The sequence below is a fragment of the Hungatella sp. L36 genome, from assembly GCF_014288035.1.
In genome coordinates, this window is sequence record NZ_JACOPC010000033.1 from 1 (window position 1) to 26,169 (window position 26,169).

The window sequence follows — 26,169 nt, forward strand, 5'->3', positions numbered from 1 at the left end:
AAAACGGAATATTGCATCTGTTTATCTCCTTTCTACATCTATACCTCCCTAAAAATAATATCACATACAATACCCCAAAACAAGTCATAGTATTCTAAATAATACCGATTATAGGAAGTTCATCTCTGAGAACCCCCAGATAGCCGATAAAACGGTCTATACAGGCCAAATAGACGAATTCTTCGACTACCAGTTAGGAGTCCTGGAATACCGTTCTGTGCGCTTTGAGACGGAGGTATTGGACAAGCCTAATTATCAGGGAAATGCTGTCGTAAATTATACGGATAAAGAGGTCCCTTATACGAGAATCATTGAGCATAAGCATTTTGAATTTGGAAAGCAGCCCAAAACGGTAATCTCCAGAGAGTATTCCAGTGAATGGAAAAAGGGAGACGAGCCTTATTATCCAGTCAATGATGAGAAAAATACAAAACTGTATGAACAGTATGTTGAGTTAGCTAAGAGCAGACCGGATGTGATCTTTGGCGGAAGGCTGGGAGCTTATAAGTATTTTGATATGGATAAGGTGATTGATGCAGCATTGTCTGTAATATATAAAATACTTTGTTAAACAAACGTATTAAGAGGGGAAGAAATGACTAGTAATATTAAAATCTATGTATCTTGTCATAAAAACTGTTTTGTGCCAGATCGACCTTTTCTATATCCAATACAAGTGGGCGCTCAAGATGCCTCTATCAGGTTTTCAAACATGCTACACGATGATATTGGAGAAAATATATCTCATAAAAACCCATTATACTGTGAGCTAACCGCTCAATATTGGGCTTGGAAAAATGATGATGCTGACTATTATGGCTTTTTTCATTATAGAAGATATTTGTGCTTTACGGAACAAATAATGGCTCATAATTCTTTTCAAGATGTTGTAATTAAAGATTTAAATAATAGCATATTGGATGAAATAGGAATTAAAAAAGAATTAATGGAAAAGACAATAAATTCCTACGATATTCTAAGTAGTCCAGAAGTGAATTTAAAAGAACTAAATAAGAGGATTAAATCAAACAAACAGCAATATGAACTTACACCTTATTTATATAAGGAAGATTTGGATGTGTTACTAGCAATTTTAGAGGAAAAATATCCAGAGTATTATGAAACTGCATTAGAATATTTTAATTTAGATAAAGGTTATTTTTGTAATATGTTTATCATGAGAAAAGAAATTTTCTTTTCATACTGTGAATGGTTATTTGATATTTTAGAAGAACAAGAAAAACGTCGTGATTATACAAATTATAACATCGATGCATATAGGGTAATAGGCCATTTAGCCGAAAGATTATATGGTATATATTATACACACTTAAAAAAACAAGGAAAATATAAATGCAAAGAGTTACAGCGTACGTTATTTCTGAATACAGAAGTTAAAAATATTCTTAATCCCATTGATGCACAAAATAATGTAGTAATTGCATTAGCAACAAATGATTATTTTGTTCCATATGCAGGTACCATGTTATTATCATTAATAGATAATGCGTCAGATTACAAATTTTATGATATTATCATACTCTCAGAAGATATATCTATAAAAAATAAAGCTAGAATTAATACTATAGTAAAGAATAGAAAAAATTTCAGGGTTAATTTTCTCAATCCTAACAGTTTACTAGAACACTATACTTTTTATACTAGAGGCCATTTTAGTGTAGAAACGTACTACAGATTAGTTCTACCTGAATTACTACCTGATTATAATAAAGTATTATATCTCGACTCCGATATGATAATTCGTCGAGATATAGCAGAACTATACGATCTGGATTTAGAAAGTTATTTAATTGCAGCATGTTATGATGCTGATACATCAGGTTTATATAATGGATACGAACCTAATAAAAAGAATTATATGGATTCAGTATTAAAGATGGTAAACCCCTATTCTTACTTTCAAGCAGGAACATTATTGATTAACCTTAAAGAGTTTAGAAAAATGTATACAACAAAGCAAATACTAGATTATGCAACATCTTATGAATTTCAGCTGCTTGATCAGGATATTTTAAATCATCTGTGTGAAGGTAAAGTAAAATATATTGATATGGCATGGAATATGATGGTAGATTATGATAACAAGCGTATTAACGAAATAATCCGTCTTGCCCCCCAATGGCAATACAAAGAGTATATTAAAGCCAGAAGTGCACCTTCTATCATACACTATGCGGGTCCACAAAAGCCATGGTTCTTTCCTGAAATGGATTTTGGAGATGAATTTTGGCGTTATGCCAAGAAGACACCCTGGTATGAAATTATGCTGTATCGTATGACTAATAATAGTTCGCAAATACTATATCAAAAGGAACATCCAAAAGAAGCAAAATATAAGAAGATATTTGATGGCAATAATTGTTTGTTCCCTTATGGAAGTAAACGACGCGAAAGTTTAAAGAAAATTTACTATTATTTATATAATGGGTTAAAGAGGTGATATTGTGGAAGTATATAAAAGAATTGCATTATTAGGTGCAATTGCTAATCCTAATATTGGCGATGAAGCTATTTTATTATCAAACATTCAAATGATTAAAAAAATGTATCATGAAAATTGCAAATTGTATGTATTTACTAAAGATTCCTCTTACACTGCGTTATATAGTTCGGAACCTAATATTCAAATTATACCTATTGACTATCTACACAGACTGACGGTTAACTGTAATTATAATACAGATAAGTTAAGTCAAATATATATTAACATAAGCAGCGATAGTAATTATGAATTGCAAGATTCCTTAATTTTTGATTCGTTGCATTCTATATTTAAAGAAATAGATATTTTACATATAGTTGGCGGTGGATATATTAATTCTATTTGGCCGGATATGTTATATGAGATAGCAATAGCAGTTGCTTTTGCAAAAAAGTATTCTAAGAAATATCTTTTTACTGGCATAAGCATATATCCCCTTAGAGGCGAAGAACTAAATTTAGTTGAGACTTTATTCGAAGGTGCAGAACTTGTAGATTTCAGGGATGATTTTTACATTGCAACGCATAAAGAACTTTCAACTAAATTTCATGTAAGTATTGATGATGCTATAAATCTAAATACTGAATATATTGCTAATAATAGCATGTATAATAAAAAATATGCTAATATTATAATTAACGACTGGCCAGAATATACAGATAAAATTAAAAAAATAATATCTACAGTCATAGCTTCTTTTATTAATGATTCTATCAATAATAATACGGTTGACTTTTTTAATATAGTTGGTTTTAGTAATGGGGACTTATCGATATGGGAAGATGTAAAAGATAATTTAATGGCTGCTACAAATAAGATTAATTTTATAGATCTGACTAATACTACTTGTAAATATGCCAAATATTTAATCGCCAATGCAATTTTTAATATTGGCAGCAGATATCATATGGCAGTTTTTTCATTATCTTCTGCTGTGCCCATTTTAAGTTTGTTTTCTGGAGAATATTATGAAAATAAAATAAAAAGTATTCATAATATATATCAGTCTAGCTCTGTAATTGATATCGAAAGTCTTAATAAAGATATACTTTTTAATTTTATAAACAATTTGGATTCTTTGAGAAAGAAACTTGTGAAAGAACAAAAAAATACGCGGTCTCTATACTTAAATAAAATAAAATTAATAACAAGAGTTTATGGAATTACGCCAATAGATTCAATACAGCTATTTAATAAAGTTAATAATGAAAACATTAATCCTAAAATAACAGTAATTATACCAATATATAATATGGACGCTTATATACCTGAGTGTTTAGACAGCGTTATTAATCAGACTCTAAAAGAATTAGAGATATTGTGTATTGATGACGGATCAACTGATTATTCTCAGCAAGTTTTAAATGAATACTCATGGAAAGATAAGCGGATCCGAATTATAAGCCAGCAAAATCATGGAGTATCTTATTCAAGAAATATAGGGATTACCCAATCCAAAGGAGAGTTTTTATTCTTTTTAGATCCTGATGATTATTTACCTGATAATGAGGTTTTAGCTGACCTTTATAATGCGGCAATTAAACATGGGGTATTGATATGTGGAGGTGGTTTTAGCGAAAATAATGTAACACTTCCTGGAATAGTGGATAGATGGGATGGAAATTTAAGTAAGTATACTTTTTCAGATGATACTCTAATGAACTATAAAGATTACCAATTCGATTATGGCTGGACAAGGTTCCTATATAATAGAGAATTCTTAATTTATAACGATTTAAGAATACCGGACTATACATTCTTTGAAGATCCTGTTTTTTTTGTTAAAGTAATGCATTTGGCCAAGACATTTTATTGTTTAAAGAGATGTACTTATTGTTATAGAACAGGCCATAAAGTAACAAATTTTACAGATAAAAAAGTATTAGATTTAGTAAAAGGACTTACAGAGAATATCTCTTTTGCACTAGAAAAAAACTATAATTCGTTATTATCCTTAGAATTAGCCAGATTAGAAAATGACTATGGAGACATAATATTAAATCACTTGTTAAAGCCTTCAAGTATTGAGCTACGCCAACTTATATCTGACCTTAACAATCTTATCTATAATAATACAGATAAAATAGAATATAAAATATTTGATAAAGCATTAAAAAAAATAGAGTATAAACTTTATAGACAACAAGAAGATATGAAATATGCTTGGACAAAAAGAGAGCAAGAGTTTTATACATCAACTACATGGAAAGTTGGCAATTTAATTTTATATATACCTAAAAAGATCAAAAGTATCGTTTCTAACAAAAAAGGTTAAGATAGGAGAATATAATGTCCATACCAAATGTATCAATTATAATGCCTATTTATAATGCTGCAGATTTTTTACATGAAAGTTTAGGAGGATTATTAAAGCAAACATTAACAGATATAGAAATAATCTGTGTTAATGATGGCTCAACAGATAATTCGTTAGATATAATTAAAGAATATGCGTATAATGATAGTCGTATTAAAATAATTAACAAAAGTAATAGTGGCTATGGTAATACAATGAATTTAGGATTAAAAATGGCTACTGGAGAATATATCGGGATATTGGAACCAGATGACTTTGCGGATACTGAAATGTTTGAAAAATTATATTTGACTGCAAAAAAATTTAATGTAGATGTTGTTAAAGCTAATTACTTTGAGTATAGCCAAAAAAACAACTCCAATACTTTTTATGAAGTACTTTATGGTCATGAATACAATAAAATAGTATCAGCTGATGAAAATGAATTTATTGTGTTCTTACGTCCATGTATTTGGACCGCTATTTACCGACGCCAGTTTTTAATGGATAATAATATTACATTTAATGAAACACCTGGTGCGTCGTATCAGGACACAGCTTTTGCGTTTAAAGTTTGGGTGTCCAATTCTAAAGTTGTTTTTCTTAAAGAGGCTTATTTACATTATCGAATCGATAATGATAATTCATCTGTAAAATCTACGGGAAAAATTTTTAGTATTTGCGATGAATTTCAAAGTATGCATGCATATTTAAATTTAGATTTAAACAGAAAAAAACAGTTTTCAAAAATATTGCAAGTTCTTAAACTTGATTCCTATAATTGGAACTTGCAAAGAATTGCTCCGGAGTATAAAGAGTTGTTTAAGGATCAAATGGCATTAGAGTTTATTAAAGCAGATTATGAAAATGTATTAGATCGTGATTACTTCGATGTAGATCGCTGGAAATTGGTACAATCAATTTTAGACGATTATAAATTTAAAAATCATAATAAAGAATTAGAAAATCGTATTAAACAGTTAGAAAATAGTCATTCGTATAAAATAGGTCATATGCTTATGTATATACCTGGAAAAGTCAAACAAATATTTGCCAAATAAAAATATAGATATTAGCATTAAACAGGCCGCCTATTACTAGATAACCATGGAGAAATCATGAGTAAACTAAAATTTAAAAAGATACCTGAAAAAATAAAGACATTAGTTTACCTAATATTACTTATACAAGGTATTATCTATATATGTTTTTCCTTTACATTGAGTTTAAAAATAAGTTACTCGAATGCCTCGAATGGATCTATACAATTATTTTATACAGATTCTCAATACGAAGATAAGGCTCTTATGAATTATGATACTAGTACGCAATGGAAAGATATTATTAAAAATGAGAAGTCCTTACTTTTTAAAGATATACCAATATCGATTGATAATTTAAGAGTTGATATAGATGGAACAAACAAAATTTCGATATCTGAAATAACTGTTTATTTCAAAGGTATAATGATTGCAAAATTGGAGGCTAGTACATTGCAATCGTTAATAACCGTTAATAATCTGGACTATATTCTTAATAATGAAAACTTAAATTTTCAATGTACAGGAGAAGATGCTTATTTTACCATAAGCAGTTATAAGTTTTTTACATATGCATTATGGTTTATTTTTAATATCATAACTTTATTGATAAGCACAGGCATTAGTCTTATTGTATATCGTAAGATTATAAAACAAAAATATATTAATATTGAACTACCACTTATCGTAGCTCCTCTATATATGTCATTTTTTATAGAATTAATAAACGGAAATTACTGGTTTATATCAATGGAGTATAAGCTTATCAATTTCTTTTTCTTATATATGATGTGTAAGTTTATTTATATGGTATGTTATAATATAACCTTTGCAACACTCCTATTTAATATCGTTGCAACAGTTTGGGCGGTTGCAAACTATTTTGTAATACAATTTAGGGGAAAACCAATTTTACCCACTGACATAGTTGCAGTTAATACAGCACTAAGCGTTGCAAGCGGCTATTCATACTATATTACGATTCCGATGGTTATAACGATTACTTTCACAATATTATATACTTTTCTAACAATTGGAACCAAGCAAAATAAAGTAAAGCATAGTAGCTACTTCCTTATTCAATTAGTAATTATTACAATACTTGGTATCTCTATCATCCAGAGTAACTCTTTTTCTGAAATGGAAACTTTATTTTGGGATTCAGACATAAAATACTGTTATAAAATTCAAGGATCAGTCGCTTCGTTTATAAAATATAGCGCTGCTTTGAAAGTAAGAGTACCCAAGGGCTATAGTCACTCCGAATTAGAACGTATATGGGAGTCAGTAGAAAATGAGAGTAATAGTAAAAACAATAAAAATCCAGTCGCTCAAAATATAATAATGGTAATGAATGAATCTTTCTCTGATCTTCGTGTTTTAGGCAATAAATATGAAGAAGATGTAATACCTTTTTACGAAAGTTTAACTAAAAATACTATTAAGGGGGATTTATACGTATCTGTCAGGGGGGGAGGAACCTGTAATACTGAATTTGAAGCATTAACTGGAAACTCTATGATTTTTTTCCCACCTGGTTCATATCCATTTGAATCATATATTAATAGAGAAATAGATTCCTTGGCTAGCTATCTTAGAAAAAAAGAATATGTTACGTCGGGTATTCATCTGGAGAATCCTAATAATTGGAATCGTAAAAAAGTTTATCCTAATTTAGGATTAGAACATTTTTACTCACTACAGGATTTTACTGATTTAGAATTAATCAGAGGGCGTGCATCAGATAGTAGTAATTACGATTGTGTATTGGATATAATCAAACAAAATATGAATCAAAAGCAGTTTATTTTTGATGTTACAATTCAAAATCATGGAGGATATACAGATTCGCTAAATATGCCTGTAACATTCGATTTATCTAATTATGGAAGCTTTGAAGATGCTGCTATATTTTTTAGTTTAATGAAAATATCAGACAATGCTTTTAAAGAATTAGTAGAATATTTTTCTAATATTGAAACACCCACAATGATTATTTTGTTTGGAGATCATCAACCTACTCTATCTCTTAATACAGAAGCTTGGTTATATAATAATACTACTCAAAACACAGAAATTAATAATTTAAATAAATATATCACCCCATTTATAATATGGACAAATTATGATATCAAAGAGCAATTTATAGAAAAAATAAGTGCCAATTTTTTGCCAAGTATTATTTTGGAAACAGCAAATTTAGAATTACCCGCATATTATCGATTTTTAAAGGAGGTCTATAAAGTATTCCCAGTTATTACAACTCAAGGTATTATTGATAGTAATGGAAATTATTATAGTGATATAAATAGTGTACCTGATAATTCAATATTATTAGATTATGAATACTTACAGTATAATAATATTTTTGATAAAAATAAAGTGAAGAAAACTTTTGATTAAAAGTGACAGGAACTTCTTATAGCACATAAAAAAGTATGCGATGATTAACCAGTTGTATTGTATGTTTTAGCCTTAGTGCCCCATATATAAATTGTCAGTGGTTCATGTTTTTTTCGTTGTTATTTTTTCTACATCTATCAAATCTGTGCAATGTTTTTTTATGAAATCACTCTATGGAAGCAACTGTTTTATACCTTCGAGTTCATTTTTGTATTTCGGCATATATAATAGTACCATGCAAAAATACTGAAACACGTTCAGATGTTGACTTTTACTGTCTCAATTATGCTGTACATGACTGCATTTGCCTCGGCAACAGATATGTGGAATAAAAATGCCTTGTGGCCAATCGTATAGCTTTTTGCTCTGCGTTCGGCCTGGATGGTGCAAATTCGAGCATAATAGTATATAGTATGGTAGAGATGGCGAAAGCCCATGGAATTCATCCATACAACTACCTGAACTACATGCTGGACAGTCGCCTCTGCCCCGACATCAGCGAGGCAGAAGTCGAAGAACTTGCACTATGGAGCGAAACGTCAGGATAGAATGTAACAGCAAATCATAGTAAGACGCTTGCAATCCTGATATCAGATGATGTTGTTGGGGTAAATGTATTGGCCCCCCTGATACTTGGCACTTATATTTATGCTAATCCATATTATTCAGTGTATCTTTACTGTGGTGGTTGGATAGTTTGGCTGGATCGAGGTGATTTTTGTGACGCGGAAGTCACTCCACTCATGGACGTACCTGCCTACAGAGCGCGAGGTACTACTGCGGACGATAATGCAACTCAGTTCAATGGGACTTTCAAAGTTGAGGACAGAAAACTGTCCATATATACGTAAAGCATTAACTATAAACCTGACTTTGAGGTGCACTTATCCAACTTCAAAATGATATATTGTTGAAATTATTAATACAAAGTTAACAGGGAGACAAAATGAGCATTGATTATCGATTCAAAATACTTTATGCAATAGGAATTATATTTGTTGTGATAGGACATTGTGGCGGTGGTGGAATAAATATTTTATCTGACTGGTTTCCTCCTTATGCTTTTCATCTACAGTTATTTGCATTTGCATCTGGGTATTTTTACAAAAGTAGCAGTGAAGAATATATCGGAAAGTATATACTAAAAAAAATTAAAACATTACTTGTGCCGCTTTATTGTTGGAATTTTTTTTATGGATTAGTAGTAATAGTACTTTCTTTTAAGGGGTTTACTATTGGATTTGACAGTAACACAGAAATGTTTTCAAAACTGTTAATACTTCCAATAACAACGGGTCATCAATTTATGTATAATCTAGGCGGGTGGTTTGTTATTCCTTTATTCATGGTTCAAATTTATAACGTATTAGCAAGAAAAATATTTAGCTTAAATAATAAAAAAATTAATGAAGGGGTATGGTACATTTTTAATTTGCTTCTAGGTATGATTGGAGTATATTTAGCATCTAAGGACTTCAGATTTGGCTGGTGGCTTGTTTTAGTTAGAATGTTATTTATTTTACCCTTTTTTAGTCTTGGTATCTATTATAAAAGAAAACTAGAGAAGTATGATAAATTAGGAAGTATAACATATTTTATACTTATTTTTATGAGTTTATTAGTAGTACTTTATATTTATGGAAGAATACCGACTTATTCAGCTTGCTGGTGTCATGACTTTGTTGATGGTCCAATAATGCCTTATATTATCGGTTCTATAGGGATTGCTTTTTGGCTAAGAGTTTCAAGAATACTAGAACCCATCATAGGCAAAAATAAATATATTAATCTAATTTCTGATAATGCATTTTCTATTATGATAAATCAGCTTATGGCATTTATGATTGTTAAAACGATATTTGCGTTTATTAGTAAATTTACAAACCTATGTTATAATTTTGATTGGAGCAGCTATAAAACAGATGTGTGGTATTTATATTTGCCAAAAAATATAGAGCAAATGAAAATAATATATATATTTGCAGGAATTGTCATTCCTATTCTTATTCAAATATGTATTACAAAACTTCCGTATATGCTTTTAAACAAAAAAATCATACTAAAGAATCTTAAAAACGTAAACGCCCCATAGTAAGTGCGTAGAATTTCATACTATCATCCATTCCGCCGCTGACGCTTGCGGCACAAATAGTCATGAAAAAAAGGGGCGCGTCTTCCACCGCTTCTTTTATAATTATTACAAAGAGCTACACTACAAAGCACGGTGAGGTGAGTCGAAGACTTTCTCTCAGGGATTAAATCAGCACACTAATCAGTGTAAGCCATATCTTTCAAGCACAAATAAATGGTACTACGAGTCCGCAATCTAAGAATTGTTTTAACTCCTGTTAAATGTGTGATGTGGCAGTCAATGGCTCCTGATTTTACAAAAGAGTTGTTTCCCATGAAAGTTGTTTTCTCTACCTGTTGTGGTGTCGATGTACATAAGACTTTTCTCGTTGCCACAATCATTAAAACCACCAAAGGTGTCCAGCTTTCCTATCAGAAGAAACGGTTTTCTACTTTTAATAGTGATATCCGATGTTTCAAACACTGGCTTCTTGAGAATTTCTGTATGGAATCTACTGGTAAGTATTGGATTCCCGTTTTTAATCTTTTGGAAGATAAGATCAATGTTACCATCGCTAATCCCAAGTGGGTAAAGGCTGTTAAAGGTAACAAAGATGATTTTAAAGATTCCAAATGGATTGGTGACCTTTTTCGGTTTGGTCTTGTTCCTGGCAGCTTTATTCCCTGTAAAGAAATCCGTATTCTTCGCGAATACACCAGCTACCGCTTTAAGTTGACCTGTTGTAAACGAAGTGAAAAAATCGTTAAAGAAGAAAGCCGATTCCGTAATCGAATCCATTGAAGGTTACCAGATGACCTCTTCCCAAAAGGAACGTATGCTCATGGTGCGTTCTCATCTTGATTTTGTGCAACAGTCCATTGATTCTCTGGACTCCAAACTCGATGAGCTGATTGCCCCTTATGAAAATGCTGTTTCCTTACTCAGTACCATTCCCGGAGTTGACAGAGCTTCTGCCATTACCATCATCTCCGAGATTGGTACTGATATGACACAATTTAACTCTTCCAAGCGTTTATGTGTAAGTGCCAAATATTAGGGTAGCTAGCGCTTTGCCGCCAAGTACCTCATAATGATAGATAGCTAGATGCAAGCACTTCGCTCTGGAATACGATACATTTCATTGATAGGTGTGAGTATTTCACTACACATTTATGGAGGTATCGAAAATGTCCAGTTACAATGCCAGAGTCTCAGCTGATCAGCAGCTCCAACTAATTATGGAATGCAGGAACAGTGGGCTCTTCGATTATCAGTGGTGTAAGGAGCACGGAATTCATCCGGGAACCTTTTACAACTGGGTCAGTAGACTCAGGAGAAAGGCCTGCTGCGAAATCCCTGAGTCAATTTCCAAAGCGGTGCCTTCACCGACTCCGGCTCAGGAAGTGGTCCGCTTAAACGTTCATTCAAAAGCAGCAAATCCTGAGCGGATGCTTCTATGCCAGTCAGCGCCTGCGAATCCAACCTGTATTGCAGATATTTCTGCCAGCATAGAAATATCTCTGGGCAATGCGACAATCCGCATCGCTAATGGAACTGACCTTGCTATCCTTGATCGGATTCTGAGCCTTGTGAAAGGCACCGGGTGTTAGGCGATATCTCCGTGGCGGACAACATCTATATCGTATGTGGCACAACAGACATGCGCAAATCGATCGATGGTCTCTGCAGCATTGTCCGGGACAAACTTTCCATGGATCCGGATCAGTCATCCCTGTTCCTTTTCTGCGGTAAACGGTGTGACCGGATCAAGGTCCTGCTCCGTGAACCGGATGGATATGTGCTCCTTTACAAGAGACTGAATGTTGCACAGGGACGCTATCGTTGGCCACGGAAGCGTTCAGAAGCTCAGGCAATTACCTGGCGGCAGCTGGACTGGCTGCTCAGCGGACTGGACATTGAACAGCCAAAGGCGATCCAAACCAGCTGAAAATCATCGTGAAATCGACGAAATTTTCCAGTGGCATTTCTTATCGAAACGTGGATAACTCTTTCTTTTTTCATCCAGGCCGGGATAACCTCCTACGCGATTTCTATTTCATCGCTTTTCATCGTATTCTGAGATTGCCATAACAAAAAATATCTCAGTTTATCAATCTTATGGCTGCTCTCCGCGTCAGTTATCCACCGTCATTATGACGAACACCTGGCCGTGACGAATTCGCTTTTTTCTTCGATTTCTGGTAAAATACCAGTAACGAAACAGAGGAGCGAAGGACCATGGCATCCAGTGCAAAGGACATCCAGTTCAAGGAACTGAAGGATACGATCTCACAACTGAATACAACCATCCGTACCCAGAATGATCTGATCGTATCCCTGCAGAAGATGCTGGAAGAACGCAATGCAAAGGACGATGAAAAAGACCGGATCATTTCAAATCTGCAAGCGCAGCTTGAATACTTCAAACAGAAGCTTTTTGGCAGTTCCAGTGAACGACGCAGTGATATGCCCGGTCAGCTGAATCTTTTCTCCGTCCCTGATTCCGGGGAAGAACCAATTCCGGAACTCATTGAACCGGAGTTTATCGAAGTGAACGCCAGCAAACGAGGGCGTAAGCCCAAAGCGAACTATGACGAGATGTTCGCAAATCTGCCAATCTATTATGAAGAGGTGGATACACTGACAGACGAAGAAAAACAGTGTCCTGCCTGTGGAACCATGATGGTTCCGATCGGCCATGAAGAAATCAGGACAGAGCTGCGTTACACCAAAGCAAAGCTGGAACGTATTGTGTACGTTGCAACCACGTATGGCTACCCTGTCTGCAAGGATACGGAAGTCCCACAGTTTATCAAGGATGAAGGAGTTGCGGCACTAATCCCTGGAGGCTATGCCTCATCATCCCTTGTGTCACACATCATGTATGAAAAGTATGCAGATGCGCTTCCGCTGTATCGACAGGAAAAAGGATTTGAACTCCTTGGAGTCAGCATCAGCAGAACGACCATGGCGGGTTGGATTATCACCTGTTCCCGGAATTATCTGAAACCCGTGTATGACTACTTTCACCGTGAGTTACTGAAACGACATTTCCTGATGGCAGATGAGACACCCATCCAGGTCTTAAATGAACCTGGCCGGAGACCGCAGATTAAGTCCTATGTCTGGCTGATGCGTTCCGGAGAAGACAGGCTGCCGCCCATCGTCCTGTACCATTATTCAGAGACGCGTGCCGGAGAACATGCGGCGGACTTCCTGAAAGGAATCGCGGATGGAACGTATGTCATGGCTGATGGTTACAGTGGTTATAACAAGCTGAAAAATATCCGAAGATGCTGTTGTTACGCCCATATCCGGAGATATCTGATCGAAGCCATTCCAACCGGCCATGATAAGGACTACAGCCATCCGGCAGTTCAAGGCGTTCTGTATTGTAACAAGCTGTTTGAGTATGAACGCAGCTATAAGGAAAAGGAATTGTCTTATATGCAGGTTTACAAACGCCGCCAGAAGGATCAGAAGCCTGTAGTGGAAGGTTTCATGCGCTGGCTGGATGCGCAGCGTTCAGAAAAGGGAAGCCGCATGGATCGGGCAGTGACTTATATCCGAAATCGAAAAGACACGCTGATGACATATCTCGAAGATGGACGCTGCAGCCTGAGCAATAATCCATCGGAGAATTCAATCAGACCGCTAACCTTAGGCCGCAAGAACTGGCTGTTCAGCGAAAGCCAGGATGGTGCAAATGCGAGTATGGTAGTATATACCATGGTAGAGATGGCGAAAGTGCATGGGCTGCACCCATACAACTATCTGCAATACCTGCTCGACAGCCGCCCAGGCAAAGATACTACCGATGCAGAATTTCAAGATCTCGCACCGTGGAGCGAAAAAGCCAAGATAGGATGTAACAAAAAATCAGAGTAAAACGCTCGCAACCCTGACATCACATGTTGGTGCCAGGGTAGATGTGTTGGGATACCCTAACATTTGGCGCTTACCATAAATCTGAGATAATAGACTGACTCACCAAGTAAAAAAGTAAATGCTCAACTTTATTAATCTCCTAAGGTGGGGGATAGTCTATTAAATTCTACAACATCTTTAGTTGCGCATCAGTACTGATTTCGTGATTGGGCAGAGCAAATCTGCGAATATAACGAACGCTTCAGCAGTCATACTGTTAAGGAGTGGTGCAGTTAGCATAAGATAACTGTCTCTAATTATTACCGTTTAAAGTTTTTAAGGCATATCTTGAAAATTTTCAGGAAGACCTAGCATATAAAAGTGGACCTATGTCAATATTTTGGACAAAAAAAGTATTGACATAGGTCCAGTTAAACTATTTATTAATTAAGAGCAATTATTTTTTTTATACCATATTTTACTGTGTATAAAAATCCATGGTCTCTAATACATCTTAAACACCCCTTTGCTTTATTGCTAAGAGATCTATGTTTTAAAGGTTGAATCCCAGAACTACATAATACAAAAGAAAAATGTTCTAATAATAAATGATAGACGTCTAAGGTTCTAGCAATATTCCAATATGCTATATTAATTTTAGATCCATTCAAACTTCCTAAACAACTTGGATTATAACTTATTAAAAAAGCTTTATTCTCATTAGCATTATATTTATTATATAAGTTTAATGGAGCTTGTTTGATAACTCGAGTTTCATTAATATCTTCGGTATAGTAATAAAGCAATTCATAACATTCTAAAAACATTTTCTTTTGAAAAATGATATTTAATTCTTCAGAAATAGATAATTTTTTATTTTGTCCAATGTTATTAAGCTGATTGAGCATTTTTAAAGGTTGCATAGTCTGCCTAATTTGAGATAAGTTCATAATAAATGCCCGATAATCTAGTAAATTATTCTTGTCTTCAATTTTTAAATCGTCTACAAGAAATTTTTCATATTTATCAGAGACATCATTTGCCATACCTATCATTAAGATATCTTTACAACCTATTATTAACTGGTCGTTTAAACTGATAGTATTAAGATTTTTAATATTTTGATTAAATAGGATATTCCAGTTAAAACAGGCTACACTATTATACTCACTTAATATCCATGGAAGCAATATACGAGAATCTGCAGGATACAAATGACGTTCTTTAAGAGTATCATAGATATTGCATAAGTTAATATAGGAAACCCGTATATTAGTATAGTCATAAAATTGTTCATCAAAAAGTTTAATAAAATTAGAGGATATATTCCAATGTAAAATTATAATATCATATTGTTCTGCTTTATAAATATTATTTAGTAATGATTTTATTGTAACTAAGAATAAAAAAGGAGGAATATTATCAATATTAAATACTATTGGAATATTATTTGTTTTTATGGGGTTAATCTGAGTATTTTTTAAAGTATTTTCAAAGTATAGTAGTTGAACTTCTGATAATCTTAAGTTCGGCTTTTCTTTTATTAATTTATAAAAGTATATACAAGAAAGTATTTCTCCCATAAAGCCAGGCATTCTAGCCATTTGTTGGTTATAATTAGACATATCAATCCTATTTTCAAGTTCTTTCAATACACTGAATTCAAAATCACATAATTCAAAAAAGTATTCTTTTTTAAGGATAAAACAGTTATATCCCCAAAAAAAAGACTGATTTAAAAATTCATTTGCAATAGAAAAATATTGAGGAAATTTTTCAGATATAATATCCAGTAATATCTGTAAATCTTCTCCATTCATAAAAAGTCTGTTATGGCCTTCAAAATGTTTATAGACATTCTGTTGTTTTCCAATAGGTGTAGGTAAAGTACTTAAATTTTGCTTACATGGTAAGATACAATCAAATTTTTCAATATATGCTTGCATAGATCTATCGTTGTCTAGTTGATACATATGCGCTGTAGTATCATTTAATACTTTTATATAAATTTGACCTCTTCCACTTGGATCATTACTGGTATATTTTTTATTTGTCAAAGACAGAAAACGCCTATAATGACAGAAACCATAATAATCCGCTTTTATATTCTTCCAAGCCCAATATTGCGTGGTTAATTCACAATAAGCCTTATTTTTTTTTGATATATTATCTCCTGTATTATCTGGTACAAAAGAATCAGATAATGGTTTTGTTTGATAATCTGCACCTGCTACCACATTAATCATAAGATTGTTATTTATAATTTCATCCTCTTTATTTGGAATGTGTGTAACAAATATTTTAATATTGCACATAAAGTTTAAGTCCTTTACTATTTAATTTCTTTTTCTATTAAGTGTAATGCTGCTTCTATAACTTTATCCATATCATAATATTTATATTCACCTAAACGACCTGCAAATACTACATTAGGTGTATTTTCTGCTAATTCCTTATATTTTTGATAAAGACATGAATTTTTTTCATCATTAATAGGATAATACGGTTCATCGCCAGGCTTCCATTCTCTTGAATATTCAAAAGAAACAACAGTTTTAGGTTGGCAGCCAAATTCAAAATGTTTATGTTCAATTATTCTTGTATATGGTATATCACGTTCTGTAAAGCTCATAACAGCACATCCTTGATAGTTATCGCATTCTAATACTTTTGTATCAAACATAACAGAACGATATTCTAAAACACCAAGTTGATAATCAAAATACTCGTCAATTATTCCAGTATAGATTGTTTTTTCAGCTATATTAGGATTTTCTTTAATAAAATCCTTATACTCAGTTTTAAGTAATACATCAGAAGTTGATAGCATTTTTTTAATAATTGGATTATAACCTCCAATAGGTATTCCTTGATATCTGTCAAAATAATAATTATTATTATATGTAAATCGTAATGGTAATCTTTTTATTATAAATGCGGGAAGATCTTTTGCATCACGTCCCCATTGTTTTTCAACATATCCTTTTATTAAACGTTCAAATATATCGGGTCCCACTAACGAAATTGCCTGTTCTTCTAAATTTTTTGGTATTTTGATATCTAACTTTTTTATTTGATTATTAATTATATTTCGAGCTTCATTTGGATATTTAATCCCCCAGATTTTACTAAATGTATTCATGTTAAACGGAAGATTGTAAACTTGGTCTTTGTAACATGCCATTGTAGTTAATACAAAGTTATTAAATTCTGAAAACTGATTAACATAATCCCATATTGCTTTATTGGAAGTGTGAAAAATATGTGCACCATAGGTATGTACATTAATACCCTCAATACTTTCACAAAAACAATTTCCCGCAATATGTTTTCTGCGATCAATGACTAAACATTTTTTTCCTGCTTTAGAAGCTTCATGGGCGAAAACAGCTCCAAATAATCCTGCACCAACTATTAAATAATCATATTTCATTTTTTTACCTCTTATATTAAATTTTGTAAATATTTATAATACTTTGTAATGCCTTCCTCTATTTCAATACATTGTTCCTTACATACAGATAAAATTTTAGTATTATTTAATATTATTGCAGGAACATCTACAGATCTAGCAGGTAAATATTTTACAGATATATCTGGAACCATTTTATGTATTATTTTGATGATCTCATTCTGAGATACTCCTGAATTTGAACTAATATTAAAAACAGATTCTTTGCCTTCATAGTAAATTAATGAAGCGAGCATGTGACATACATCATCAATATATATATAATCTCTTATAACTGTTCCATCTCCCCAAATTTCAATGGTTTGATTGTGTATTGCTCGTTTTAAAGCTGCATCAATAAATCCCACTCCCTTGGAATAATCCTGACCAGGACCATATGGGTTGGCAATTCTCGCTATAATAACGTTAGTATTAAATTGCTTATTAAATGTTCTGAAGGTGTTTTCGATGCAAAGTTTTAAATTACCATAATGATTTATAGGTATAGCCAAAGTTTCTTCGTCAATTGGCATATGAGTTTGAAAACCGTACACTGTTCCTCCAGAAGATAAATAGATTATTTTAAAATGATACTGCTTAGAAAGATCACACAGCTTTACCGATTGAAGAAAATCATGTGTATATCCTTGCATATATTTATTATTTGAATTGCCTGGATTTATTGTACTTATTGCATGGAAAACTACATCAACATCTTTTAAATATGGAATTAAATCATCATCTTGAAAAAAATCGCCTTTAACGTAAGTTATTTTTGTCGATTCACGGAAACCATAATCCATATCAAATGATATAACGTCATGTCCCATAGAGCTTATATATGTACATAAATTTTTTCCTATAAATCCGTTTCCACCTAAAACTAGTATTTTCATATTTTTCATGTGACTTTTTTAATTATTATCACATATACTCCTTCCTTTTATTAAATGCTAATAATTATGCATACTTCCTATAATCGGTATTATGTAATGTTTCAATACCTTCTAGTAGCTTTTCAACGATTTTTGTGTATCCTCCAATCGGTATCCCCTGGTAACGATCATTAAAGTAATTATTGTCATATGTAAACCTGGTTGGCAGCCTCTTAATTATGAATGCAGGTAAATCTTTACAATCACGCCCCCACTGTTTCTCTGTATAACCCTTGACCAGCTTTTCATAAACATCTTTACCAACAAGCGACAACGCCTGTTCTTCCAGATTCTGAGGATCCGTAATATGAAGTTCTTCAATCTGCTCCTGTATCTTTTGCTGAGCTTCCTCTGGCGTTTTAATTCCCCACATTTTACTAAAAGTATTCATATTGAACGGAAGATTATAAAGTTCATCCTGATAAATAGCAATAGGACTATTAATATAATTATTAAACTCAGCGAACTGATTTACATAATCCCAGATTTTCTTATTTGATGTGTGAAAAATATGTGCTCCATATTTATGCACATTAATATCTTCTACTTTTTCACAATAGATGTTTCCGCCTATGTGATCTCTCCGCTCGATTACCAGACATTTTTTGCCTTTCTTGTGAGCCTCATGGGCGAAAACTGCTCCATATAAGCCTGCACCTACAATCAGATAATCATATTTCATATAACTTCCTCCTTACTGTAATGCCTGCATATAAGCATCACAAACTTCTTCTACTTCACCCTTTAATCTCACATTCCCTTTATCCAACCATAGTGCATGATCACATAAACTTCTCACGGAATCAATAGAGTGAGAAACAAATAATAAAGTCGTTCCTCCCTCAAGCATACCTTTCATTCGTTTTTCGCATTTTTGCTGAAATGCATAATCTCCAACAGATAGGACTTCATCGACTATTAATATATCTGGCCGCACTACTGTTGCTATAGAAAAACCAAGCCTGGCCGCCATACCTGAAGAATAATTTTTAATTGGCATATCTAAAAAATCTTGTAGTTCTGCAAATTCAACAATTTCTTCAAAATGATCCTGCATGTACTTTTTTGTATGTCCTAAAACTGCACCATTTAAAAATATATTTTCCTTAGCAGTTAAATCACCATCAAAACCAGCCCCTAACTCAATCAACGGAGCAATACTTCCCTGTATTTTAACAGTCCCCGTATATGGTTTTAAAATACCACATATTAATTTAAGCAGAGTTGACTTACCAGACCCATTTGTCCCGATTACGCCCCATGCTTCTCCTTTTCTAACACTAAAATCTACATTTTTTAATGCCAGAAACTCCTGGAACATCAATTGATGTTTTACTAATTTTATCACATATTCCTTTAAATTATCAATACGTTCCGAAGCCATATTAAAACGAACCGTGGCATCTGATACATTTATTACAACATTATTTTCTTTCATATGGTCACCTTAAATATAAAGAATAAATTTATCCTGAGTCTTTGCAAAACAGCATGTTCCTAAAATTAATGCAACCAGAGCAATGCAGGTTCCCTTTATAATCATAGCCGGCTCCGGCATCTGGGTATACATAACCACCATACGGAACTGTGTAACATAATTGTACATAGGATTATAGGTTACAATGAATTTCTGTAAATATTCAGGTAGCGCTTCCAGCGGATAAAATAGTGGTGTCAAATACATCCAGGCTGTAATAACTGCATTATAAATATACTGAACGTCTCTGAAAAACACAGAGGCTTGTGCTAAGAACATCCCAAGACCCAGACAGAATACATATACCTGGAGTAATATAATCGGTATCCATAAGAAATAAAGTGTAAACTTCACTTTACATACTATAAATACAACAAGCATTGCACCAAGAGCAAACAGCAGATTAACTAAAGAGCTCGTAACTCTGGATATAGTAAAAACATATTTAGGCACATATGTTTTCTTTAATAATGCAGCATTACCTGTTATAGAAAAAATTGCCTGTGTCGTAGACTCCGTCAAAAAGTTAAAAACTGTCTGTCCAATAATTAGATATACTGGAAAGTTCTCAATATCGAAACGGAACATATTTGAAAAGACAATTACCATAATTACCATTGTCAAAAGTGGATTCAAAATACTCCATAAATATCCTAAAAAACTTCTTCTATATTTTAGCTTTACATCTTTTTCTACAAGCTGCTGCATCAAATGTCTATATGCAAAAAAACTATCCAGCCGCGCTTTCAACTTCATATTTATTTTTTCTCCTCTTCACGATTATTCCTGAGTTTCTTATACAGGCCTGAGACCAGTAACTTCTCGTATAGCGCCGTATTAACGTGAAAAATACTCATGAGTATAAATACCCAATACTTTCTTCTCAATCTTTCATGATATACAGGATTGACATATTTTAATTTTTTATTAAATGATTTACATAGCAAACGCCCTTGATGTTTATTAGGATTCATAATGCATGCCACCGCATAATAGCTTAGGATAACAACCTCTGCTTTCCTGTAAACATACTCCCTGGCCGCTTCTGTTAAATAAGTTTCATTTCCATGAGTAGACAATCTTAGTGCCACTTGCTCAATATGAGTAATACGTCTTAATTTATTAACAACCGAAACGCTTTGCTCTGAGTTGCCAACTAAATATTCATACAGAAATATATCAAATGGAATAATGCTTTCTGCTCTGCTGCATGGTATTGTAGAATACTCATGATCCTCATAAAAGATCCCTTCAGACAGCTGATAATTCAGCGCCTTATAGAATGAAGTTTTATAACCAATACCGTGAAACAAAAAGCACTTATCAAAATCCTTCCATTTCTCAATAATTTCTTTTAATGTGTAAATCCTTTCGTATTCTGAACAATACATACGAAAAACTGTTTTCTCGCCAGTTTCCATGTCAACGGTATGATATGGGGTTAAAAATACATCTGCCTCACAAACTTCGAGTTTTTCAATCAATTCTTTTAAATTATCTGTTATAACCCAATCATCGGCATCAATCACCTTTAAAAATTTACCATTTGCAGCTTCGGCGCCAGTATTTATGGCAGAACCATGACCTCCATTCTGCTTATTAATCAGTCGATATGTTTCCGGATACTTTTCCACATACTCGTTTGCAACTGTAGCAGTACTGTCTTTCGATCCATCATTAACGATCAGTACCTCAATCTTATCCAAAACATCGCCTGCCAAAAAAGATTCGAGAGCTTTTGATAAATATTTTTCCACATTATAAGATGGAATAATAAATGAAATTATCTTGTTCATTTTCTTTCCTTACCTATTCTCACATAAAGGTTATTCTTTGTCAATGTATGATTTACCTCAGATATTTCCTAACCATCCAGGATATAACAGGGTAAATATAATAGTTTGTTTTTCTAAGTATTGATACAGCCTTATGCTGGATTCCATTATATATTAAAGGCATATCTTGCTTCAAGTTTTCTTCCATTTCAATCAAATCCGACTTACGATTTTCCTTAAAGCTTAAATATATCTTATACTGACTCGTTACCATCCTGCTAATCACTGTGGCCATAGCTTTCGAGCATGTGCAGTTTTCATTGTCATGATAATATTTAATCAGATGATCAAGCACCATTTCATGCTGGCTGCAGCGTTTTTTCATATTATCAATGCTCATACTTTGTGTAGGCATACCCACACGATATTGATAAACAAATTCTTTCAAAAATAACACTGTTTTAATAAATGGAATGGGATAAATTATATATTCTGTATCAACGTAAAAACAATTTTCATCCAAACGGATTCCCATATTCTGTAGAATGCTGGTCCGATAGGTCATTGCATGCATTTTCAAAAATGTTTTGTTTAATACCTCACCAGCCAGATATATCTTCTCATATTGAATTTGTGGACATAATTCGTCCACCTCTGCCTTTGTATCCCCAGTTTTATAATCTACCCAATTATAGTTCGATAAAATCAAGTCTGCATCTGTTTTTTTTAATGTCTTTACAAGTTTAACAAATGCCTCTTTAGCGACCCAATCATCACCATCTACAACTTTAAAGTATTTTCCGGTCGCCTCTTCTATTCCTCGATTAATCGTGGAACCATGGCCGCCATTTTGCTTTTTAATGATTCTAAATAATTGTGGATAAAGCCTCTCATATTCAGCAGCAATTGCTGAAGACCCGTCCTTTGAACCATCGTCTATAATTAATACTTCAATGTCGCCAATAATCTCCTGTACAATAAAGGACTCCAGACATTCTGAGATATATTTTTCTATATTGTACATGGGAATAACAATTGTTAAACACTTCATTTTTCTGCCTTCCAAACTTCCCCTTCTTTAATCAGGTCCTTAGTTAGAGCCAGCTCATTACTGCCGAACTCATCTTCTTTAATTCCCTCTGTGCTTTCTTTCATCAACATAATTTTAGGTGTCATCAGCATTAACTTCAAATCAAGCCATATGGAGTAATTTTGTATGTAAGTAAGATCCAGTTTCAACTTATCATACGACGTAGTATTATATTTTCCAAATACTTGTGCATATCCTGTAAGGCCCGCTTTTACTTTGAGGCGATAGGAGAACTCCGGTATTGTTTCTTCAATCTTTTCAGCTAACTCTGGTCGTTCCGGTCTTGGTCCAACCAAAGACATATCGCCAATTAATATATTCCATAACTGCGGAAGTTCATCCAGTCTAATACGTCTAAGCATCCTCCCAACAGGCAGAATCCTATCATCCTCTGCCGAAGCCAATCTGGCCCCCGTATGTTTCTCGGCATTTTGAATCATAGTCCTGAACTTATATATATCAAAAACTTTTCCGTCCTTTGTCAGACGCTTCTGCTTATAAAACACAGGGCCTCGGTCGGTAACTTTAATACACAGTGCAATAATCAAAAAAAACGGTAATGTAATAATCAGACCAATTCCTGCAAAGACAATATCCATTAATCTTTTCACCAATTTTTGCTCTATCTGAAGTCCCTCATTTCTTGATAACAAAAGTGGTGAGTCAAAGATATCCAGATCCGATGATGTTCTAATCAATATATCTGATATTTTAGGCACTGTATAGGTTCTAACCGAACGGTTGAAAAATTCTTTCATCAAAAGATTTCTTTCATGGGCTGGTACATCACCAATAATTACGGCATCATACGATTCTGCAGTTTCAATAATTTTATCGTTGCCACAGTTAATATGGATAGCCCCAGATAAATAATACTTATCCTCTCTTGAATTAATCTTTTCCATCAAATGAAACGCCGGCCTGTCCCCATAAATTAACAGTAACCTTTTTGGAGGGAACATTTTTTGATAGAGCCATTGAAAGATGTATGCCCATAATATAACAGCAACTACCTGAACTGCGGACATCGTCAGAATCATTCTCATATCATGAAATTTTTTATCTAAAAGAGAAATCTGAATATATGTTATAGTATTGACAAAAAGCAATGACAATACCTGAGAACGAATCAAATTCCCTCTCTTCAGATATCCAATTTTAAAGCCACCATATGTCCGCAAGAAGAAAATTAGTAAGACAGCATAAAGGGCGACCATAAGCCAATTTCCTCTTCGCCAAAATGGAAATTCTATAATTTTATTGTAATATCCAATCCATACATACCAGTAGATCAGAATTTCTAAAAAAACAATTATAAATGAAAAAGAAAACTTTATAACTCTTTTATACTGCTCATATTTCTTCAATTTCCAACATCCTTTGCTTGACCATTACCGGAACAGCCCAACGCCCCAAGTGTTAGCATCAACCACATGATAGGTGTCGCGATCGGCAAATTCAAATTAACAAATGCCTGAGTGCTATAGCATACTACAGCCATCATCGCTGCGATAACACAAGGATTACTGCACCCTCTGCGAATACATCTGACCACAAATGAAACAAGATACGTCAAATATGCGGCTAAGCCTAAAATACCAACAGTTATCAAATAATGCAAATATTCATTATGTGCATTATCAAATAGTTCACCGTACACATTGCCTTTTGTTTTATCCAACAATACAATTCCAAATGTGTCTGGCCCAAACCCAAACAATTTTTTAAATGGCGAGAAGGCCTGAAATGATTCTATTGCATTCCGCCAAATATAGCCTCGATGTGTCCCCCACTCATCATTAAATAACAGATAATTACTTATTACACCATAACGCTCAGCATTTCCATTGACGTTTACATCAAGAAGGAGAAAAATACCACTACCAATGATTACAAATATAATTACTAACCATGCAAGCCTTACCCCACCACCAATGCTCTCTTTATAGTCAGAAATATCTTTATCTTTTTTTGTCATGTAATCCAGCAGATAAGCCAGGGCAGTTACCAGCCATAATCCGATGACAATATAAAGCAATCCATTATAATTTACAATAATACGGAATGCACTATCGATCTCTAAAACTCGTCCTGCCATGCTAATGTTAATCCAATCAATGCATTGTATAACCGAAAAAAACGTAGCAATGATAACTAAATATCGCCTAATTCCACATTTATCTTTAAACAGGTAAAGAGGACTTAAACCAAATAATGCTGCTAACGATAAATACGCATTATCGCTAATGCCTGTAATTATTGCAAAAAAACCAATTATCATGCAAATATAATAAAATATAATTCTCTTCTTTTCTCTCTCAGTACTATATAGAACTGCCGCAACAGCGACTATCATTCCTACTAACGCTGTATACGTATTAATATTTCCAATAGTAGAAGTAAACATAAACTTCTGATCTTCCAGCATTCCCACCTTGAATTTTAATAAATCCAATTGAAAATAATCGCTAATACCAAATAAACACACTAGCATGGAAAACACAAGGAATACATCAAGATACCATCTTCTAAACTTCCCAAATCTTGTTACGCCAAAATATGCTGCACCATAGAGGCAGAGTAAAAACAATCCTGAATATCTTCCTTCATTACCCCAGAAAGATTCATAAACATAATCGGAAAGAATGGTTGAGAGCGCTGCTATAATAAGAAATGTAATTAGAGCCCAATCAGTCACTGTAAATTTTCTAAAGAACCCTTTCCAGTGAAATTCGGAAAAGTAACTTTCAATTTTGCTCGAGTTTAAAATACCGGCAATTGCTAATGCAATAAATAGTAAAACTACTGATCCGATATAGAAATAATACTTTGACTGTAGAATATTATAATACCTATCTGTAACAAACAGAGGGAAGAGACAAAGTATAAGGAATACAAATACATCAATTACATAGTTAAAAACATTATCTTCTTTCTTGATGGATTTTTGCTTCACTATTTTTTTAGCCATAATCGATTCCTTCCATTGTTGAACATATTCTTACACAGTATAACATTTTACAACCAATACCGCAACTCTATCTATGCTGAAAAAATGGGCATTTTATTTAAGATTTTATGAATATTAACCGTACAATCAGTCAGATATTTACAATTTTTCCGGGACTTCTTTTGCTGCCCATAATTTCCCTTATAGGAAGTATAATTACCTCGTAATGCAATTAGGAATTTCAAAAAGTATTTCAAAAAGAAAAAGGAGAGTGCATTAATTATGAGAAAGCAGACAAAATTAGTTGCAGT

Annotated in this window: 17 protein-coding genes and 3 pseudogenes; 10 read left to right on the top strand and 10 right to left on the bottom strand. The window is 33.3% G+C overall.

Features of this window, described 5'->3' with window-relative positions; all coding sequences use genetic code 11:
- Positions 1–91: 91 nt before the first annotated feature.
- The 10 genes and pseudogenes from H8S80_RS33125 to tnpC form a co-directional block, all read left to right on the top strand.
- Positions 92–571: pseudogene (locus H8S80_RS33125) on the top strand (UDP-galactopyranose mutase); the annotation flags it as partial.
- 24 nt (positions 572–595) lie between these two features.
- Positions 596–2,461, top strand: a complete 1,866-nt coding sequence (locus H8S80_RS33130; protein WP_117624392.1) for a DUF4422 domain-containing protein — start codon at positions 596–598, stop codon at positions 2,459–2,461.
- A 4-nt stretch (positions 2,462–2,465) separates the two neighbouring features.
- On the top strand, positions 2,466–4,778 hold the full coding sequence (locus tag H8S80_RS34945) for a glycosyltransferase (RefSeq protein WP_117624393.1): 2,313 nt from the start codon (positions 2,466–2,468) through the stop codon (positions 4,776–4,778).
- A 14-nt stretch (positions 4,779–4,792) separates the two neighbouring features.
- Positions 4,793–5,860, top strand: a complete 1,068-nt coding sequence (locus tag H8S80_RS33140) for a glycosyltransferase family 2 protein (protein WP_117624394.1) — start codon at positions 4,793–4,795, stop codon at positions 5,858–5,860.
- Between the two features lie 57 nt (positions 5,861–5,917).
- Positions 5,918–8,242, top strand: coding sequence for an LTA synthase family protein (locus H8S80_RS33145; RefSeq protein ID WP_117624395.1), 2,325 nt, complete (start codon positions 5,918–5,920; stop codon positions 8,240–8,242).
- Positions 8,243–9,188: 946 nt separating this feature from the next.
- The gene (locus tag H8S80_RS33150; protein WP_117624396.1) at positions 9,189–10,334 is read left to right on the top strand and encodes an acyltransferase family protein; all 1,146 of its coding nucleotides are present in this window, start codon (positions 9,189–9,191) and stop codon (positions 10,332–10,334) included.
- Positions 10,335–10,646: 312 nt separating this feature from the next.
- Positions 10,647–11,352 (top strand): annotated as a pseudogene (locus H8S80_RS33155) (IS110 family transposase); the annotation flags it as partial.
- A gap of 148 nt (positions 11,353–11,500) precedes the next feature.
- Positions 11,501–11,923: an IS66 family insertion sequence element accessory protein TnpA gene (gene tnpA, locus H8S80_RS33160; protein ID WP_117632804.1), complete on the top strand. Its 423-nt coding sequence runs from the start codon at positions 11,501–11,503 to the stop codon at positions 11,921–11,923.
- Between the two features lie 11 nt (positions 11,924–11,934).
- Positions 11,935–12,261 carry an IS66 family insertion sequence element accessory protein TnpB gene (gene tnpB, locus H8S80_RS33165; RefSeq protein ID WP_117624631.1) on the top strand — a complete coding sequence of 109 codons (327 nt, stop codon included), beginning with the start codon at positions 11,935–11,937 and terminating at the stop codon, positions 12,259–12,261.
- 290 nt (positions 12,262–12,551) lie between these two features.
- Positions 12,552–14,201 (top strand): IS66 family transposase, encoded by a 1,650-nt coding sequence (gene tnpC, locus H8S80_RS33170; RefSeq protein WP_117632803.1) that lies wholly within the window; start codon positions 12,552–12,554, stop codon positions 14,199–14,201.
- A gap of 422 nt (positions 14,202–14,623) precedes the next feature.
- On the opposite strand, the gene H8S80_RS33175 is transcribed toward tnpC, so the two are convergent.
- The 10 genes and pseudogenes from H8S80_RS33175 to H8S80_RS33220 all read right to left on the bottom strand — a co-directional run bounded on the left by H8S80_RS33175 (position 14,624) and on the right by H8S80_RS33220 (position 25,879).
- Complete coding sequence (locus H8S80_RS33175; protein ID WP_117622804.1) at positions 14,624–16,495, bottom strand: DUF4422 domain-containing protein; 1,872 nt, start codon at positions 16,493–16,495, stop codon at positions 14,624–14,626.
- A gap of 17 nt (positions 16,496–16,512) precedes the next feature.
- Complete coding sequence (gene glf, locus H8S80_RS33180) at positions 16,513–17,613, bottom strand: UDP-galactopyranose mutase (RefSeq protein WP_117622805.1); 1,101 nt, start codon at positions 17,611–17,613, stop codon at positions 16,513–16,515.
- Positions 17,614–17,624: 11 nt separating this feature from the next.
- Positions 17,625–18,536 (bottom strand): NAD-dependent epimerase/dehydratase family protein, encoded by a 912-nt coding sequence (locus H8S80_RS33185; RefSeq protein WP_117622806.1) that lies wholly within the window; start codon positions 18,534–18,536, stop codon positions 17,625–17,627.
- A gap of 70 nt (positions 18,537–18,606) precedes the next feature.
- A pseudogene (locus H8S80_RS33190) lies at positions 18,607–19,248 on the bottom strand (UDP-galactopyranose mutase); the annotation flags it as partial.
- Positions 19,249–19,260: 12 nt separating this feature from the next.
- Positions 19,261–20,004, bottom strand: coding sequence for an ABC transporter ATP-binding protein (locus H8S80_RS33195; protein ID WP_117624387.1), 744 nt, complete (start codon positions 20,002–20,004; stop codon positions 19,261–19,263).
- Positions 20,005–20,013: 9 nt separating this feature from the next.
- The gene (locus H8S80_RS33200; RefSeq protein WP_117624386.1) at positions 20,014–20,799 is read right to left on the bottom strand and encodes an ABC transporter permease; all 786 of its coding nucleotides are present in this window, start codon (positions 20,797–20,799) and stop codon (positions 20,014–20,016) included.
- Positions 20,800–20,801: 2 nt separating this feature from the next.
- Positions 20,802–21,839 carry a glycosyltransferase family 2 protein gene (locus H8S80_RS33205; RefSeq protein ID WP_117624385.1) on the bottom strand — a complete coding sequence of 346 codons (1,038 nt, stop codon included), beginning with the start codon at positions 21,837–21,839 and terminating at the stop codon, positions 20,802–20,804.
- A gap of 52 nt (positions 21,840–21,891) precedes the next feature.
- The gene (locus H8S80_RS33210; protein ID WP_187049093.1) at positions 21,892–22,869 is read right to left on the bottom strand and encodes a glycosyltransferase family 2 protein; all 978 of its coding nucleotides are present in this window, start codon (positions 22,867–22,869) and stop codon (positions 21,892–21,894) included.
- Positions 22,866–24,275, bottom strand: coding sequence for a sugar transferase (locus H8S80_RS33215; RefSeq protein WP_117624383.1), 1,410 nt, complete (start codon positions 24,273–24,275; stop codon positions 22,866–22,868). The genes H8S80_RS33210 and H8S80_RS33215 overlap by 4 nt, the downstream gene beginning before the upstream one ends.
- A complete protein-coding gene (locus H8S80_RS33220) occupies positions 24,272–25,879 on the bottom strand; it encodes an O-antigen ligase family protein (RefSeq protein ID WP_207729923.1) in 1,608 nt (535 codons plus the stop codon). Before H8S80_RS33220 ends, H8S80_RS33215 begins: the two co-directional genes overlap by 4 nt.
- Positions 25,880–26,169: the final 290 nt, after the last annotated feature.